We start from the raw sequence: 17,189 nt of genomic DNA, 5'->3' as shown, positions 1-17,189 counted from the left end.
TTCCGATCTCCTCAACTCTCCAGGGGCCCGTCCGTATGAAGAGTGCGATCCTGCACACCCTGTCCGTCCTCGGCGTCGTCGCCGCGCTGGGTTCCGTCGCGGAGGCCGGGGGCCTCCAGGGGGCGAAGAAGCCCAACATCGTCGTGATCTGGGGCGACGACGTCGGCCAGTCGAACATCAGCGCCTACACGATGGGCCTGATGGGCTACCGCACGCCGAACATCGACCGCGTCGCCAGGGAAGGGATGATCTTCACCGACTACTACGCCGAGCAGAGCTGCACGGCCGGCCGCGCCTCGTTCATCACGGGCCAGCACGGCCTCCGGACCGGCATGACCAAGGTCGGCATCCCCGGGTCGCCTCTGGGCCTGCAGAAGCAGGACCCGACGATCGCCGAGCTGATCAAGCCGCACGGCTACGCCACCGGGCAGTTCGGCAAGAACCACCTGGGCGACCTCAACGCGTTCCTGCCCACGGTCCACGGCTTCGACGAGTTCTACGGCAACCTCTACCACCTCAACGCCGAGGAGGAGCCCGAGCTTCGCGACTACCCCAAGGACCCGGCCTTCCGCCAGAAGTACGGCCCCCGGGGCGTGCTCGACAGCAAAGCCTCGGACGTGGACGACCCCACCGTCGACCCCCGCTTCGGCCGGGTCGGCAAGCAGACGATCAAGGACACCGGGCCGCTGACGAAGAAGCGGATGGAGACGATCGACGACGACGTCGCCGCCCGCGCCGTCGACTTCATGGAGCGGCAGGCGAAGGCCGACAAGCCCTTCCTCCTCTGGGTGAACTTCACCCACATGCACTTCCGGACCCATCCCAAGCCCGAGAGCATCGGCCAGTCGGGCCGCTGGCAGAGCGCCTATCACGACGCGATGATCGACCACGACAAGAACGTCGGCACGGTCCTCGACGCCATCGACCGCCTCAAGCTCGGCGACGACACGTTCGTCATGTACAGCACCGACAACGGCCCCCACATGAACTCGTGGCCCGACGCGGCCATGACCCCCTTCCGCAACGAGAAGAACTCGAACTGGGAGGGCGCCTACCGCGTCCCCTGCATGGTCCGCTGGCCGGGCAAGATCAAGCCGGGCTCGGTCTCGAACCAGATGATCGGCCACCACGACTGGCTCCCCACCTTCCTCGCCATGGCCGGCGAGCCCGACGTGAAGGAGAAGCTCCTCAAGGGCCACACCGTCGGCGACACGACCTACAAGGTCCATCTCGACGGCTACGACATGACGCCCTACCTGACGGGCCAGGCCGAGAAGAGCCCGCGCGACTCCTTCATCTATTGCAACGACGACCAGCAGGTCACGGGCCTGCGCTTCGACAACTGGAAGCTGGTCTTCATGGAGCAGCGGGTCCAGGGCACCTTGCGCATCTGGGCCGAGCCCTTCACGACCCTGCGCGTCCCCAAGATGTTCAACCTGCGGACCGACCCGTACGAGCGCGCCGACATCACGTCGAACACCTATTACGACTGGATGCTCGACCACATCTACCTGCTCGTCCCCGCGCAAGACTACGTGGGCAAGTTCCTGATGACCTTCAAGGACTATCCCCAGCGCCAGAAGGCCGCGAGCTTCAACCTCGACGAGGTGCTGCAAAAGCTGAAAGAGGGCGCCGGCAGCAAGTGACCGCTTGCTGGAGCAACCCCAGATCCCGGCGCTCGGGACACCCCCTTGCGCCGGGGCGTGATTCTTTTGCGAGGCCAGAACCGTGAAGAACAGCGTGCGATCGACGGCCGTCGGCCTGGCCCTCCTGGCGTCGTCGTGGTGTCTCGCCGCAGCGCAATCCCCGACGGCACCCGCCCCCGCCCAGCCGGCCGCTCCGAACGCGACGGCTCCGCTGCCCTCATGGAACGACGGCCCCGCGAGGCGGTCGATCCTCGACTTCGTCGCGCGCGTCGTCGCCGAGGGGGGCCCGGACTTCGTGCCGGTCGACGACCGCGTCGCGGTGTTCGACAACGACGGCACGCTCTGGTGCGAGCAGCCGATGTACGTCCAGGCGGTCTTCATCCGGGACCGCATCCGGCTCATGGCCGCCGGTCATCCCGAGTGGAAGGATCAGCAGCCTTTCCGCGCCGCCCTGGAAGGGGACCGCGCGAGCCTGGCCGCGATCGGCGAGAAGGGCTTCGTCGACCTCGTGACCGCGACCCACGCGGGGATGACGGCCGAGGACTTCCGCACGATCGTGGTCGACTGGATCGCCAAGGCGAAACACCCCCGGTTCGACCGCCTCTACACGCGCTGCGTGTATCGGCCGATGGTCGAGCTGCTCGACTACCTGCGGGCCAACGGATTCAAGACGCACATCGTCTCGGGAGGCGGGGTCGAGTTCATGCGGCCCTGGACGGAGCGCGCCTACGGCGTCCGTCCCGACCAGGTCGTCGGCAGCACGATCCGCACGAAATACGAGCTTCAGGGCGAACGGCCGGTGCTCGTGCGGCTCCCCGAGGTCGACTTCATCGACGACCACGCCGGCAAGCCCGTCGGCATCGGCAAGTTCATCGGCCGGCGGCCGATCGCGGCGTTCGGGAACTCGGACGGCGATTACGAGATGCTCCGCTATACCACCTCGGGCCCGGGAGCGCGGCTCGGCCTCATCGTGCACCACACCGACGCCGAGCGCGAGTACGCCTACGACCGCGACTCGCCGGTCGGACGCCTGGTGCGGGCCCTCGACGAGGCCCCGGCCCGGGGCTGGACGGTCGTCGACATGAAGCGAGACTGGGCCGAGATCTTCGTCCCCGAATGAGGCGGGACGATCTCGGCTCCGAGCGGAGAGCGACCTTGCCCGCAAAGACGGTCGCGCCGATTTCTCCGATTATCCTGAAGATCGCCCCGCCGCGAGTCGACCTAAAGGGAAGACCCGCCGGCCGGTTCGAAGGCTGAACTCTCGGCCGTCGGCAGGATTCGGGCCCGGCGAACAAGGACGGCGAGCATGCATCGGGCGTCCAGGGAAGGGGCGGATCGCCTCCCGCCCCGTCGGCGACGCGGCGCAACGTGGCTCCTCGTCGCGGCGGCTTCCGCGAGCCTTGCGTGGGGGTCGGGGTGCATCGGGCCCCGGAGTCTGGAGCTGACCCGGCTGCGCTACGACCAGGCCGTCCACGAGACGAGCGAGCAGCAGTGGCTGCGCAACATCGTCCGCCTGCGCTACGGCGACCTGCCGTCGTTCCTGGACGTCTCGGCGATCACCAGCCAGTTCGAGCTTTCGAGCCGGGGCAGCATCACCGGCGGCAAGCAGCGCGACTCGGTGAACAAGACGTTGTTCGGCGACCTGGCGCTCCAGTTCCGCGACGCGCCGACGCTGAGCTATACGCCCCGCGACCCGACCGAGCTGACCCGCACCATGGTCGCCCCGGTGGGCATCACGGCGCTCGGGCTGATGGCCAACAACGGCTGGAGCCTCGACGACGTGCTCCGCGTGGTCGTCGCCGAGGTGAACGGCCTGGACAACGTCGCGGGGGCCGAGCTGCTCATCCCGGACGTCGTCCCGCCGCCGACGGCGTTCGAAGAGTTGGCCCACCTCGCCGGCCGGCTCCGCCGCGACCGGCTGGTCGCCCTGGCCTCGATCGACCTCCCCGACGCGGTCTCGCCGCCGATCGCCGCCGATCGCGTCGACGGCTCCGACCTCGTGCAGGCCGCGAGCCAGAAGCTGGAGTACCGCCCGACCGAGAACGCGGACGAACTGGTCCTGATCCGGACCGAGCCGGCGTATCGGCTCACGATCTCCCCCGCCGCGGAGACGCACCCCGACGTGCAGGCGTTCCGGCGATTCCTGGGCCTCGCGCCGGGCCGCCTCGACTACGCCGTGCGGCGCGGCAACGTGCCGGGCGGCGTCGAACTCCGCCCGCTGCCCGAGGATCGCGATTCGGTCACCATCCAGACCCGGACGCTCCTCGACATGCTCACCTTCCTGTCGAAAGGCGTGAGGGTCCCCGAGGAGCACCTCCGCCGGAACCTCGCCGCCCAGACCGTGGGGCCCGACGGCGAGGTCTTCGACTGGACCGCCGTCACCCGGGGACTCTTCCAGGTCTGCGTCCAGAAGAAGCGCCCGAAGGATGCCGCCGTCGCGATCGAGTACCAGGGCTTCTGGTACTTCATCCCGGAAGCCGACAAGCGGTCGAAGTCGACCCTCGGCCTGATCCAGGCGCTCTTCAACCTCCAGCTCTCCGAGCCCAAGAAGGGCGGCCCCCTGCTGACGCTGCCGGTGGGGCTCTGAGCGACTACCCGGCGAGGCCTCGGGGCCGTAAACTGTCGCTTTCGAGACGTCGACTCGCCCGCACCCGGAGACGCCCCTTGGACAACGCCCTGACCCGACGCCTGGTCCTCCTCGCGGCCCTGGCGACGCCCGCATCGGCCCTGGCCCATGACGTGTGGATCCAGACCAACACGAACGTCGTCCGCGCCGGCGACGTGATCCACCTGGACCTGATGCTGGGCAACCACGGCAACGAACATCGCGACTTCAAGCTGGCCGGCAAGCTGACGCCGGAGGGGGCGGACCTGGAGGTGACGGGCCCGGACGGGACGCGTTACGACCTGAAGGATCGCCTGGTCGACACCGGCTACACCCCGCAGGAAGGCTACTGGACGACGCGATTCGACCCCGCGAAGCCGGGCCTTTACACGGTCGCCCATCGCTCCGACCGCGTGATGAGCTACGCCCCGGAGCGGTCGATCAAGAGCGCCAAGACGTTCTTCGTCGTCTCGGAGAGCCTGGACAAACCGACCGCCGACAATCCCGGCTTCGACAGGCCGCTCGGGCACGACCTGGAGCTGGTGCCCGTCGCCAATCCGGTCACGCCGATGGGGCCGGGGACGCCGATCCGGGTCCGGCTGCTCTACAAGGGGAAGCCGGTGGCCGGCGAGCGGGTGTCGTTCATCCCCCGAGGGGCCACGCTCAAGCCCGGCCTGGACGACCGCTACGAGCGGCTGACGGACGCGAACGGGGAGGCCTCTTTCGAGCCCACGGAGGCGAACGGCTACCTCGTCGCGGCCCACAAGACCGAGCCCGAAGAAGGGGGCGAACTCGACGGTAAGGCCTACCGTTTCACGAAGTACGGCGCGACGATGACCGTTTTCGTGCCGCGCGTCTGCCCCTGCTGCGGAGGCTGAGTTCTCGTCTTCCAGACGACGCTCAGGGGCTCGCGGGCTCTTCGAGCTTCTCCTCGACGGCCTCGCCCTTCTGCACGGCATCGAGCACCTGCGCCCCCTCGTCGCCGAGGGACTCGAAGACTTCCAACGCCTCCTCGCGGACGCGGGGGGACGGGTGGGCGAGGGCGTCGACCAGCACGGCCCCGGCCTGCGCGTGGTCGGCTTCCTCGGCCAGCAGCGAGCTGGCGGCGGCCAGCCGCACGCGGGCGTTGGGGTCCGCGGTGAGATGCTCCATCACCTCGGCCACGGCCTCGGCCGGGGCCGAGCGGAGGGCCGTCGCCGCGGCCAGCCGGAGGGCGTCGTTGGGCTCGGAGGCGCAGTCGATCAGCAGCGAGACGGCCTCGATCGGCACGGATTCCAGCCTGGCGAGCGCGTTCGCGGCGTTCGCGCGGACGCGGATCTCGGGGTCGCGCAGGGCCTCGATCAGGCCCGGGACGGCGTCGGCCGGCACGGCCTCGACGTTCACCCATCCCGCCGAGGCCAGGATGCGGACCTCGGTCGAGGCGTCCTTGAGGCCGGCGATGAGCGCCTCGGCCGCCTCCGCCGGCCGGATCATGACGATCGCCCGCATGGCCTGCTCGCGCACGCCCACCTCGCCGGTCTGCGCCGCGCGGAGCAGCGCCTCCCCCGCGGCGGCGGCGTCGGGTCCGAGCTTGCCCAGGGCGAGCGCGGCGTGCGACTGGACCAGCGGGCTGTCGTCTTCGAGCAGGCGTCGGCAGAGGCCCTCGATCACGTCCGGGGCCGCGCCGGCCAGCCTGGGCAGGACCCGGGCGACCTCGACCTTGACCTGATCGTTGGGGTCGTCCAAAAGAGCCGCGACGCCCGGCACGAGTTCCCCCGCCGCGTCGCCCCAGAGGCCCGCCGCCGTCACCGCGGCGGTCCGCACCAGGGGGTCCTCGTCCTGGAGGGCCGCGAGGACCGTCGGCATCGAGCCGTCCGCCGGGCCGGCGACCTTGCCCAGCGCCAGGACGGCCTGGCTGCGGACCCCGCCGTCCTCGTCCCTCACAGCCCCCTCGAGGGCCAGGCGGACGCTCGCCTCGGCCGGGCCGAGGTTGCCGAGCGCCTCGGCGGCGTTGTGGCGGACCTGCGGGTTGAGGTGCTGCAGCGAGGCGACCAGGGCGGGGACGGCCTCGGCGGCCGACTCGCCCATCTGGCCCAGGGCCTCGGCGGCGAGCGCGCCGACCGTGTCGTCCTCGTCCTCGAGCGCCTTCACGAGGCCCGGGACGGCGGCCTCGGCCGCGGCCTCGCCGATCTTGCCGATCGCCTCGACGGCCTCGGCGCGGACCCGGTCGTTGTCGTCCTCCATCGCCTCGACCAGGGCCGGCGCGGCCTCCTCGGCCGCCGCGCCGATGGTCCCCAGGGCCTGGGCCGTCTGGGCCCTCACGACGGTGTCCTCGCTGGTCAGGCCTTCGACCAGGGTCTCGGTCGCGGCCTCGTCGAGCGGCCCGACCTGGGCGATGGCCTCGGCGGCCGCCGTCCGGACCGCCTCGTCCCGATCCTGCAGCAGCGTCGCGAGCGACGGGACCGCCGACGCGGCCTGTTCCTTGAACGCGCCGAGCGCCCGCGCCGACGCGGCCTTGACCTCGGGGCTGGCGTCGTCGAGCAGGTCGACGAGCGCGGCCACCGTGGCGTCGGGGTCGCCCCCGACCTCGCCCAGGGATCGGGCCACCTGGCAGCGGAGGCTCTCGTCGCCCTCCTTCGACAGGGCGATCAGCTTCGGGGCGACCGCCGCCGCCGCCGGGCCCATCCGTCCCAGCGCCTCGACGGCCTCGGTGCGCACCGCCGTCGATTCGTCCTCCAGGGCCGCGTCCAGGGTCGTCACGGCGAGTTCGACCGGATCGACGGGCTGCGCGGCCGCGTTGACGGCGCCCCTCCGGATCCAGCGGATCCACCGGCCGGCCCCGATCCCCGCCCCGCCGGTCCGCCTGCGGAACAGGCCCGCCTTCTTCTTCGCCTCTCCCGAGGGCCTCTCGCCGAGGCGGCCGAGGGCCTCGGTCACCCCCTGGCGTACGATCGGGCTGGGATCCTGGAACAGGTCGACCAGCGCGGGCATCGAGTCCGAGGCGTGGAGCCGCCCGAGGGCCGCGGCGGAGACCGCCCGCACGTGCTCGTGGGGATCGTTCAGGTGGCGGACCAGCGCCGGGATGATCGTGGGGCCCATGGTCTCCAGGATCAGGGGGAGCTGGTCGCGTTGCTCCTTGGTGAGCGACGGGATCGACCGCAGCGAGCGCAGCAGCGGGCCGATGGCCACGATCCCGTACACCGGCAGGGCGTACCGCGCCCGCTCGTGGATCGGCTCGTGGGGGCTCCAGAAATCGGCGATGGTCTCCGCGAGCATCTTCCCCTGGCGGAGCGAGGCGAAAACCTGGTGGAGCAGGACCACCGTGAAGAACACCTTGAAGGCGGAGGCCAGGGTCGACGCCGGCCAGGCCGCCGGTCGGACGGATTCCGCGCCCAGGATGTGGTGCGACTTCGCCAGGTCGAGGACGTCCATCAGGCCGAGCACCCGGGTGATCGCGAACGCCAGGAAGTCGGCGTAGATCGGCTGCCGGGGCGCCTCCGCGACCCGGTACCACGAGCGGCCGACGGTCTCGTAGAGGCCCTGATTGAGCAGGGCGAACCCGCCGATCGCCGCCACCGCGGCCGAGATCAGCAGCGGGATGCCGACCTGCCGGCCGTACCGCTTCAGGTTGTCGGCCGGCAGCTGCCCCTTGAGGGGGTTGTGGATCGACTTGTAGCCCCGCTCGACCTCGTTGCGCTCCAGGTCGATGAACATGTAGGTGAAGCAGGCGGACGAGCCCATGATCAAAAGGGCCACGCCGCAGGCGATCCGCAGGACCGGCAGCCAGCCGCCGAAAAGCCCCCCGGCGAGCAGGAGGCCGACGGCGATCCCCAGGAACTGCTCCCACGTCGCCCACCCGAACAGGTGTTCCCAGGTCCGGAAACCGCCCCGGACGGTCGCCCGGGCCACGTAGCCGAAGCCGCGGAGGACCCAGCCGATCAACCCGATCTGGAACAGCAGGCCGGCCGCGAGCATCGCCCCGGCGAGCATGCCCAGCAGCAGGTAAGAGGTGTGGACGCGCTCCAGGTCCGGCCACCGCGAGGCGAAATCCATGGCAACCCACCTCGAACTCTCGTCCGCGACCGCCGGGGCCTCGTCGCGAGGGGCCGGCGGTCGCCGGGTCTTCTCTTCGGCCGCCGCCGGTCGGCGGGCGATCGAGCTGCGGCGTCATAGCCGCCGTCGGAAGGCACATTGCAAGACTCATGCCGTCGCCCCGTTCGGCGCGGGGACGGCTCGCTCTCGATCTAGAACTGGCCGGCGGAGACGACCTCGCCGCCGGCCCTCGTCGACAGGAAGCTGAAGACCCTCGGGTCCACGGACTCCCTGATGAAGCGCACCGAGCCGTCCGCGAAGAGGAAGTTGCAGCCGCCGGGGTGCAGGCTCCAGAAATCGTCGGCGCCCGCGCCCGGGTAATTGGGCACGTCCACCCAGCTCTGGTCGGGCGAGGGCCCGGTATGCCCGAGCACCATGACTTTCGCGGTCTCGCAGTCCCGGATCGCCCATCTCGGGTTCGTGCAGACGCGGGCGCGGGGGATCACGCCCACCCAGGTGGCGTCGGCGAGGTTCCGGGAACGCTCGCCGACCATGAGCGTCGCGCTCGAGCCGTCGACCACGTCGCGGACGCCGATGCGGCTGTTGCGGTAGAAGAGGCCGTTGTTCTGCGCCGGGAACTCCTCCACTTCGAGCTGGCCGGCCGACGCGACGTACTGCCCGGCCGACAGGTCGGTCGCGAGCGTGTTCCCGGACCGGTCCTTGAGGACGACCGGACCGGCCCCGGACGAGCTGGGGCAGAGGAAGGCGGACAGGACCACCGTGCGGATGGTCTGCGAGGCCGGCGCGGTGATGGGCAGGCTGAAGTTCGCGGCGTTGATGGCCGCGGCCTGCTCCAGGTCGTTGAGCAGCATCGCGCCCCATCCCCAGCCGGGGCCGGTCTCGGGGCTGTCTCGGTCCGCCGTCTCGGTCCCGCTGATGTAGCCGGGCGGGTAGGACTCGCGGGTCGCGTGGTAGGCGTGCATCGCGAGCCCGATCTGCTTCAGATCATTGGCGCATTGGGCCCGTCGCGCCGCCTCGCGCGCCGACTGCACGGCGGGGAGCAGCAGGGCCGCGAGGACGCCGATGACGGCGATGACGACGAGGAGCTCGATGAGCGTGAACGCCCGCCGCTCGGGGAGTGGAGACATGAGTCGAGCCTGGTGTTTGAAGACCGCTCACGTGGGGTCACGCCGCCCTCGACGGCGCGAGGCCGGCCGAGGGCCGCGACGTTCCGCGCGGGCTTCCTCAAATCCGCAGGACCTGGAGCCGGGCGAGCCGACCTGGGAAGGGCGCGGGCCGCCCGGCTCCGGTCCCGAGGGAGCCGCCGTCGACCGGCGCCGGGACGCACGCGACCGGCTGCGGGAAGGCGAGGCCGGCGTCCCGGAAGTCCCCGGCCGCGCCGGGATGGGTTGCGGACGGCGTCGCAAATCCGGCGTCGTCGCCGACCCCTCCGTCGGTGGGCTGGAGGGCTTCCGCTTGCTGCGAGCGCGACCAGTCGGCCGACGCTTCCGCCTGGCGGAGCGGCGTGCCGGTGAGCACCGCCAGCAAACAGATCAAGGCCGTCGTGCGCCGCATCGTGGGGAGGTCTCCAGGACCTCCATCTTGGGACGTCGCCCCTCGCAGGTCAAGCCGGCGAGGCGTGCGATCAGGGCGCGTCGCGCAGCAGGGCGGCGAGGGCGTCGAGGTCGACCGGCTTCACGAGGTGGTGGTCGAAGCCCGCGGCCCGCGACCGCTCGCGGTCCTCGTCGCGGCCGTATCCCGAGAGGGCGACGATCAGGGTGTCGGAGAAGCCGTCGCCCCGCAGGGCCCGGGCGACCTGGTGTCCGTCCATCCCCGGTAGGCCGATGTCGAGCAGCACGACCTCGGGCCGCGCCGACCGGGCCGCCTCGAGGGCGGCGGGCCCGTCGTGGGCGACGGCCGCGACGTGGCCGAGCAGCTCCAGCGAGAGGGCCGTCGTCCAGGCGGTGTCGGCGTTGTCGTCGACGACGAGCACGCTCAGCTTGCGGCCGACGTCGGGCCCCGCGGCCTCGCGGCCCGCATCGGCCTCCGGCTCGGCCCGGACGAGCGGCAGGCGGACGGCGAACTCGCTGCCCAGGCCGGGCCCGGCGCTCGAGGCCGCCACCGACCCGCCGTGCATCTCGACCAGGCTCTTGACGAGGGTCAGGCCGATCCCCAGCCCGCCTTCCGACCGCGCGGCCGAGCGGTCGCCCTGGACGAAGAGGTCGAACGCCCGGGCGAGGAACTCGGGGGTCATCCCCATGCCCGTGTCGCGGACTCGGACGACGACGCGGCCCCCCTCGGCCCGGGCCGACAGCGACAGCCGGCCCCCCGCGTCGGTGTACTTCGCGGCGTTGTTGAGCAGGTTGACGAACACCTGCTCCAGCCGCGTCGCGTCCCCCTCCACCCCCATGCGGCCGGCGTCGATCTGCACCGAGATCGCGTGCTGCTTCTGGTCGATGAGCGGCCGGGCGGTCTCGACGGCCGAGCGCAGGATCGGCGCCAGGTCGACCGGCTCGCGATGGAGGTCGATGACGCCGCGCGTGATCCGCGAGGCGTCCAGCAGGTCGTCGATCATCCGCGAGAGGTGCCGGCCCTGGCGCTCGATCACGTCCAGGCCCCAGTCGAGCTGTTCTTTCGCCCGGCCCCGCTTGGCCACCTGGGTGGCGCTGGAGATGGCCGCCAGCGGGTTGCGCAGCTCGTGGGCGAGCATGGCCAGGAACTCGTCCTTGCGGCGATCCTCCTCCTCCAGCCGGGCGACGCTCGTCCGCAGGGCCTCCTCGCCGCGCCGGCGCTCGGTCACGTCCAGGCTCATCCCCGCCAGGCGGACCGCCTTCCCGCAAGCGTCATACGACGTCCGGCCGCGGACCTGCACCCAATGGACGGAGCCGTCGTCCCAGAGGATCCGATGTTCGACGAGGTACTCCGCCCCGTTCTCGATCGAGTCGCGCAGGGCGCGGTCCACGTGGCCTCGGTCGTCGGGATGGATCAGCTCGAAGAGCCTCGCGTGGGTGAGCGCGGCGTCGGCGGGCAGGCCGAAATTCCGCTTGCAGATGGGGGAGCACGGGATGTCCCCCGTCGCGACGTCCAGCTCCCACGAGCCGAGCCTCCCCGCCTCCAGGGCGAAGGCGAGCGCGTCGCGGGCCCCGCGGAGCAGCTCGGACTGCCGCGCCTGCTCGCGGAGCAGGTCCCTCGCCTGGTACTGGCGGCGGCGGTCGCGGAGCGCCGAGGCGACCGTGCTCACGAACGTGGAACGCTGCAAGGGACGCTTGACCAGGGTGGTGTGGCCGACGTCGCGGATCGCGGCGAGGCTCCGCGGCGACTCGAGCCCGGCGGGGACCAGGACGATGAGCGGTAGGTCGGACCACGGCGGCTGAGCCTTCAGGAGCGAGGCCACGGACCCCGCGCGGTCCGACAGCAGGGCCTCCTGGGTGAGGACGGCCGCGGCCGCCCCGCGGCCGGCCTCCTCGCAGAGGTGCGCGACGTCGCGGCAGACGACGCACGCGACCCCCACCCCCCGGAGGATCGCCGCGCTGGCGTCGGCGTCCCGGGCCGTCGGCGGGATGAGCAGGACCCTCTCCGCGAGGACGTCGGCCGGCTCATTCATCGGAGTCGCCCAGCAGGGGTTCGGCCGGCCCGATGAACGCGGGCGTCCCGGTCAGGATGCCCTGGAACTGCACCAGCGGCTCGCCGACCTCGATGCCGCGACGGCTCATCTGGTATTCGCGGATCGTGCTCTCGTGCCGGCCGATCCGCTTCTTGATGACCGAGAGGGCCTTCCGCACCCGGCCCTTGGCCTCGAAGAATCGGAAGAGGATGACCACGTCGGCGACGTAGCTGGTGTCCACCGGGGTCATCATCTGGTGGCCGACCAGGCCGTGCTGGGCGACGACGAGGAAGGTCGCCACCCCCTTGTTCCCCAGGTACGTGAGCAGCTCGTGGAGCTGCGCGGTGAGGAACCGCTCCTCCGGCATGGCGTTCATGTAGCCGTTCAGGCTGTCGATGACGACGACGCGGGCCCCGGGCCCGCCGTCTTCGCCCTCGACGGCCCGACGGACCTCGTGGGCGAACTCGCCGGGCGAGAGTTCCGCCGGGTCGACCTGCTGGACGGTCAGGGTCCCGGCCTTGAGCGGGCCCGACAGGTCCATGCCGAGCGTCTTCGACCGCCTCAGCAGCGTCTGGCGACGTTCGTCGAAGGCGAAGACGGCGGCCCGGATCCCGGCGTCGGCCGCCGCCTTGGCGAACTGGACGGTGAGCGACGACTTGCCGCTCCCCGCCGGCCCGATGAGCAGCGCGCAGGTCCCGAATTCGAGGCCGCCGCCGAGCAGGGCGTCGACCTCCGCGACGCCGCTCTTGAGCTGCACGATCTCGGCGTCGTCGTCGGGGTGTTCGGCCGCGACCAGCCGGGGGTAGACCTCCAGCCCGCCCCGGATGATCTTGAAATCGTGGTAGCCCCCCCGATAGCGCTGGCCCCGCAGCTTCAGGATCCGCAGCCGTCGCCGCTCGGCCCCATATTCGGGCGAGAGCTGCTCGACGCAGATGACGCCGTGGGCGATGCTTTGCAGTTGCAGGTCCTGGGCCTCGCCCGTCTTGTCGTCGAGCAGCAGGACGGTGCAGCGACGGCCGATGAAGAACTGCTTCAGGGCCAGGATCTGCCGCCGGTAGCGGAGCGCGTTCTGGGCCAGCAGCCGCATCTCCGAGAGCGAGTCGACCACGACCCGGACCGGCTTCAGCCGCCCGACCTCGGCCAGGATGGCGCGGGTGGTGACGCCCAGCTCCATCTCCGAGGTCTCGAACATGGCGAACTGGTTGTCGGCCTCCAGCTCGGCCTCCTGGGCCACCAATTCGACGATCGGGACGCCCTCCAGCGACCAGCCGTGCGACTTCGCGACCGCCGCGAGCTCGACCTTGGTCTCGGAGAGCGTGATGTAGAGCACCGACTCGCCCAGCCGGACGCCTTCGAGCAGGCATCGCAAGGCGAGCGTCGTCTTGCCCGAGCCCGGGTTCCCTTCGAGAAGGTAGACGCGGTGCGGCGTCAGGCCGCCGCCCAGGATCTCGTCCAGGCCCGCGACGCCCGTGGCGACCAGGGCGTCGTCCCCGGGGCTTTCCAGCTCCGTACTCATGAGGTCCCTCTTCGACTCGAACCGAAGGCGGATCGTCGCCCTCGTCCGACCCACCGCGGCGCCACCGCGCCCCGCCCGGATCTCCTCTCGCAAATTGCGAACCAGACCCGCACGCGTCGTATCGCGGTCGCCCGAACCCATCGCGGGCGCGGGCCGAGGGGACGTCGTGCGGTCTTTCCGGGCAAGGACTTACGCCATCTCGTCGATCTTCTTCTTGACGCGGTCGAGATAGCGATCGATGAAGTGGGCCGAGATCCGGCCCTGGACGGCGCCCCAGACCTCGTCGATCAGGCTGGCGTGGAGGACGGCGTCGGCGGCGGCGCCGGCCTTGTGCTTGAGGGCGTCGAAGGCGGACGTGGCGGCGGGGTCGGCGAGCGAGACCTCGGTCGGGCAGTGGACGTAGGTGTTGGTCAGCAGGCTCACCGAGGGGAGCAGCGGGACCGGGTCCTCGAAGTTGACGTAGCGCGAGATCTTCTTGGCGAACTGCTTCTCGAACGCCCCGGCCGCCGCCTCGTTGCCGATCATCGGCGCGCCGAAGGTCACGACCTCGTCGACCGTCAGGAAGTTGCGCTCGAACCGCCAGGCGGCGAGCAGGGCGAGCGCCCCGCCGAGGCTGTGGCCGGTGACCCAGAGCGGCCGCTCGGCCTGGCGGATCGCCTCGTCGACGGCCGTGAACAGGGGCGTCCAGATGTCGTCGAGGGCCGCCATGAAGCCGCGGTGGAACCGCGCGCCGACGCCCGCGGCGACGAAGTCGGTGCCGATCCGGCCCTCGGGGAGGATCAGGTAGTTGTTGGCGTTCGTCAGCAGCCAGTCCTTGAAGCCGTCGAGCGTCGTCGGGCACTCCGAGCCCCGGAAGGCCACCAGCACCACCTCGGGGCTCTGCGCCAGGTAGACCTGCGTGTTCTCGGCGGCGACCAGGCGGGCGTCGAGGCCCAGGGCCTCGCGGAACCCCTTGGCGGCCTGGGGCTCGTCGAAGTAGGCCAGCGAGCAGGCCTCGGCCAGCAGCAGCGCGTTCCGCGGGTCGCCGTGGCGCGACACGTCGAGCTTCGTGGACATGCCTGGAACCCTCGTTGAGGCCGTCGTCCGATCGTCGAGACGCCTACCGCATGGCGCGTCGGCCCGGCTTCGCCGACTTCCACGCCTCCACCGTCTCACGATCGACGGCCGTCCCCGTCAAGTCAAGGCGCTGGAGCGGCTCCTTGGCGGCGAGCGACGCCTTGAAGCCGGCGTCGGTGATCTTCGTGTTCTTCAGCCGCAGGGTCGTCAGCGCGGGGAGGTCCTTGATGACCTCCAGGCCGGCGTCGGTGACCTTCGTGTCGTTCAGGTCCAGCTCGCGGAGCATGGTGAAGCCCTTGAGATTCCGCAAGGTCTCGTCGCCGACGTCGGGATTGGCCATCTGGAGGACGACGGCGTCGGATTTGGACCCCAGGACGGCGTAGTCCTTGCGGTCCCACCCGGTCAGGGTCAAGTGCCGCTCGCCGTCGACGAGCCGCTCGTGCGGCCCCAGGTCGATCGGCACGAGCCGGGTGTAGAGCGGCGGGAAGGCGGCCGAGGCCAGGCCCAGGGCGATAAGGGCCGCCGGGGCCCAGACCGCCCCGCCCTTCGCCAGGACGTAGATCGGGGCGAGCGGCGGGAAGACCAGGATCGCCACCCCCCAGCCGACCCGGTCCCGGAACGCCTTCACCACCAGCCAGAGCCAGCCGATCGTCATCAGCGCCAGGCCGGCGAGCATGAAGTGGACGCCGTATTGCTCGACCATACGCGATGCGGGCCCCTGGGTGGTTCGAACGGGTCAGGAGGACCGAAGCCTCCCCATCCTACCAAATCCCTCGCCGCGTGCGAGCGTGCACCGGGCCGGGCCGCCCCTCAGAACTTCGGTTTCTCGGGCAGGCGGTCCTCGGCCACGTCCTCGACGTGGAGGTCGGCGAAGATCGCGCGGTAGGACTCGGCGTCTTTCGGACGGTACCAGAACAGGACGCGGCCGGCGTCCCCGAGCTTCGCGCCGTCGGGGGCGTAGCCGAAGGCTCGCTTCAGGTTGAGCTGGACGAAGACGACTGCGGCGGCGAGCGACTGCACGGTCCGGATCATCCGGGGATCGTCCGCCCCCTTCCACTGCTCCTTGGGAAACCGCTTCTGGAACGCGGTCGTGACCGCGGTCACGTCGTCGAGCCGAGGCGGGAAGTCCCCTTCGCCGGCCTCGGCGTAGAGGCGGAGCAGGTCGATCAGGCTCTGCTCGCCGCCGGCCGGCGGCAGCGCGTCGATCTTGCGGGCCGCGAAGCCGTCGGGCGGGTCCATGCGGAAGAGGGCGTCGTCGAGCGGCGGGTCGATGCGGAAGTCGCTCATCACGAACGTCATGCCCATGACGGTCGACTCCATGAGGAGCGGGAGCTTCTTCGCGGGGTCGATCCAGGCGGTCCATTCCAGGCCCTCGTCCTCGACGCGGAAGCCCTGGGCCTCGACCTCGCCGATCCTGCGCCGGCCGACGGACCTGGCGTCCTTGCCGGCGAGGGACCGCAGTTGCTCGGCGAAGTCCGACGCCTGCCGCTCCAGGCGGGGTTTCTGGGCGTCGTCGGGCTTCCAATCCTGGCGGGTGGCCGTCTTCTGGGCGAGGTCGAGGATCAGGATCTCGCCCCGCGAGGCGTCCACGATGGAAGCCACCGTCGGGGGTTCGCCGATCTCGGTGCGGGTCCGCCCGGGATCCTTGTAGTACAGGATCATGATCGTCGGCGCGTCCTGGCCGGGCGCGCGGAACGAGCCGCGGTAGGAGAGCGTCCGGGCCTCCCGGAGCTTCTTCGCCGCCTCCTGGAACGCGGTGGTCGCCGCCGCCCTCGGGGGTGCGGCGAGGTAGGTGAGGCCGGCGGTCGCGAGGGCCGCGAGCGCCGCGGCGGCGAACTTGAACATCGTGAACATGGTCCTTCTCCGGAATTGGGGGTCTGGGGCCGACCGCGCGTCGGCCGCGCGGAGCGCGGCGCGGGTTCGGGCGACGAGGTCGGCGGACGGCCCCTCGGGGACGGTCGCGTCCCTGAGGGCCGCCTCGGCGCGGGCCAGGCGATCGTCGGGTTCGGCATCGGCGTCGGTCGGGGTCATGAGGGTTCCTCCGCGGCGAGGGGCGGGCCGGGGACCTCCCGCGGCCGGGCGAGCAAGGCGCGGAGCCGCGTGCGCGCCCGGTGCAGGAGCACGCCGACGGCGTCGACGGTCGCCCCCAGGTGCTCGGCGATCTCGGCGTAGCTCCACTCCTCCAGGGCCCGCAGGCAGAAGGCCTGCGCCTGCTTCGCGGGCAGCCGCGCCAGGGCTTCGCGAAGCCGCCGGGGCAGCTCGGAGTCCTCGGCCGACCTCGACGGCGACGGCCCGGGGCCGCCCAAGGCGTCCCAGTCCGCGACCGCCCCGTGCGACCCCCGCCGGGCGCGGCGTCGCAGCCGGTCGACGGCGCGGGCCGCGACCAGCCGCTTCAGCAAGGCGGGCCGGCTCCGGACGGGGCCTCGACGCGAGACCTCCCAGGCGTCGAGGAACGCCTCCTGGAAGCATTCGTCCGCGTCGGCCCGGTCGCCGAGGATCCGGTAGGCCGTCCTCCAGACCGCCGGACCTTCCCGGGCCAGGATCTCGTCCCAATCCGGCATGCGTCCCTCCCGGGCGATCGACCGCCCGACAACCAAGTCGCCGGAGACGCCGGCCATCTTGCAGGTCGGGCGGGGATTTCCGCCGGGCCGAACGGGAAGGTGACGACGTCCCGCCCGGGCCGTATGATCGGGGGCGGAACGGCCGCCGCCGGGGCCGCCGGTCGCCTGCGCGAATCCCGATCACCTTCGG

Annotated in this window: 13 protein-coding genes; 4 read left to right on the top strand and 9 right to left on the bottom strand. The window is 71.4% G+C overall.

Going from position 1 to position 17,189, the window contains the following annotated elements; translation table 11 throughout:
* Positions 1–35 precede the first annotated feature (35 nt).
* From PZE19_RS00605 to PZE19_RS00590, 4 genes are all read left to right on the top strand, one after another.
* On the top strand, positions 36–1,646 hold the full coding sequence (locus PZE19_RS00605; RefSeq protein WP_277858638.1) for an arylsulfatase: 1,611 nt from the start codon (positions 36–38) through the stop codon (positions 1,644–1,646).
* Between the two features lie 82 nt (positions 1,647–1,728).
* A complete protein-coding gene (locus tag PZE19_RS00600; RefSeq protein ID WP_277858637.1) occupies positions 1,729–2,766 on the top strand; it encodes an HAD family hydrolase in 1,038 nt (345 codons plus the stop codon).
* A gap of 186 nt (positions 2,767–2,952) precedes the next feature.
* Positions 2,953–4,233, top strand: coding sequence for a hypothetical protein (locus PZE19_RS00595; protein WP_277858636.1), 1,281 nt, complete (start codon positions 2,953–2,955; stop codon positions 4,231–4,233).
* Positions 4,234–4,310: 77 nt separating this feature from the next.
* Positions 4,311–5,129: a DUF4198 domain-containing protein gene (locus PZE19_RS00590; protein WP_277858635.1), complete on the top strand. Its 819-nt coding sequence runs from the start codon at positions 4,311–4,313 to the stop codon at positions 5,127–5,129.
* Between the two features lie 22 nt (positions 5,130–5,151).
* On the opposite strand, the gene PZE19_RS00585 is transcribed toward PZE19_RS00590, so the two are convergent.
* The 9 genes from PZE19_RS00585 to PZE19_RS00545 form a co-directional block, all read right to left on the bottom strand.
* A complete protein-coding gene (locus tag PZE19_RS00585; protein WP_277858634.1) occupies positions 5,152–8,283 on the bottom strand; it encodes a HEAT repeat domain-containing protein in 3,132 nt (1,043 codons plus the stop codon).
* 191 nt (positions 8,284–8,474) lie between these two features.
* The gene (locus PZE19_RS00580; RefSeq protein WP_277858633.1) at positions 8,475–9,410 is read right to left on the bottom strand and encodes a DUF1559 family PulG-like putative transporter; all 936 of its coding nucleotides are present in this window, start codon (positions 9,408–9,410) and stop codon (positions 8,475–8,477) included.
* A gap of 97 nt (positions 9,411–9,507) precedes the next feature.
* Complete coding sequence (locus PZE19_RS00575) at positions 9,508–9,837, bottom strand: hypothetical protein (RefSeq protein WP_277858632.1); 330 nt, start codon at positions 9,835–9,837, stop codon at positions 9,508–9,510.
* Positions 9,838–9,907: 70 nt separating this feature from the next.
* Complete coding sequence (locus PZE19_RS00570) at positions 9,908–11,866, bottom strand: hybrid sensor histidine kinase/response regulator (RefSeq protein ID WP_277858631.1); 1,959 nt, start codon at positions 11,864–11,866, stop codon at positions 9,908–9,910.
* Positions 11,859–13,382 carry an ATPase domain-containing protein gene (locus tag PZE19_RS00565; RefSeq protein WP_277858630.1) on the bottom strand — a complete coding sequence of 508 codons (1,524 nt, stop codon included), beginning with the start codon at positions 13,380–13,382 and terminating at the stop codon, positions 11,859–11,861. The genes PZE19_RS00570 and PZE19_RS00565 overlap by 8 nt, the downstream gene beginning before the upstream one ends.
* Before the next feature lie 189 nt (positions 13,383–13,571).
* Positions 13,572–14,438, bottom strand: a complete 867-nt coding sequence (locus tag PZE19_RS00560; RefSeq protein WP_277858629.1) for a lipase family protein — start codon at positions 14,436–14,438, stop codon at positions 13,572–13,574.
* Positions 14,439–14,481: 43 nt separating this feature from the next.
* Positions 14,482–15,141 carry a leucine-rich repeat domain-containing protein gene (locus tag PZE19_RS00555; RefSeq protein WP_277858628.1) on the bottom strand — a complete coding sequence of 220 codons (660 nt, stop codon included), beginning with the start codon at positions 15,139–15,141 and terminating at the stop codon, positions 14,482–14,484.
* 107 nt (positions 15,142–15,248) lie between these two features.
* Positions 15,249–16,469, bottom strand: coding sequence for a hypothetical protein (locus PZE19_RS00550; RefSeq protein ID WP_277858627.1), 1,221 nt, complete (start codon positions 16,467–16,469; stop codon positions 15,249–15,251).
* On the bottom strand, positions 16,466–16,999 hold the full coding sequence (locus tag PZE19_RS00545; protein ID WP_277858626.1) for an RNA polymerase sigma factor: 534 nt from the start codon (positions 16,997–16,999) through the stop codon (positions 16,466–16,468). The genes PZE19_RS00550 and PZE19_RS00545 overlap by 4 nt, the downstream gene beginning before the upstream one ends.
* Between the last annotated feature and the right edge of the window lie 190 nt (positions 17,000–17,189).

The sequence above is a fragment of the Paludisphaera mucosa genome (genome assembly GCF_029589435.1).
Taxonomy (GTDB): domain Bacteria; phylum Planctomycetota; class Planctomycetia; order Isosphaerales; family Isosphaeraceae; genus Paludisphaera; species Paludisphaera mucosa.
This window is presented reverse-complemented; position numbering and strand designations above follow the sequence as displayed.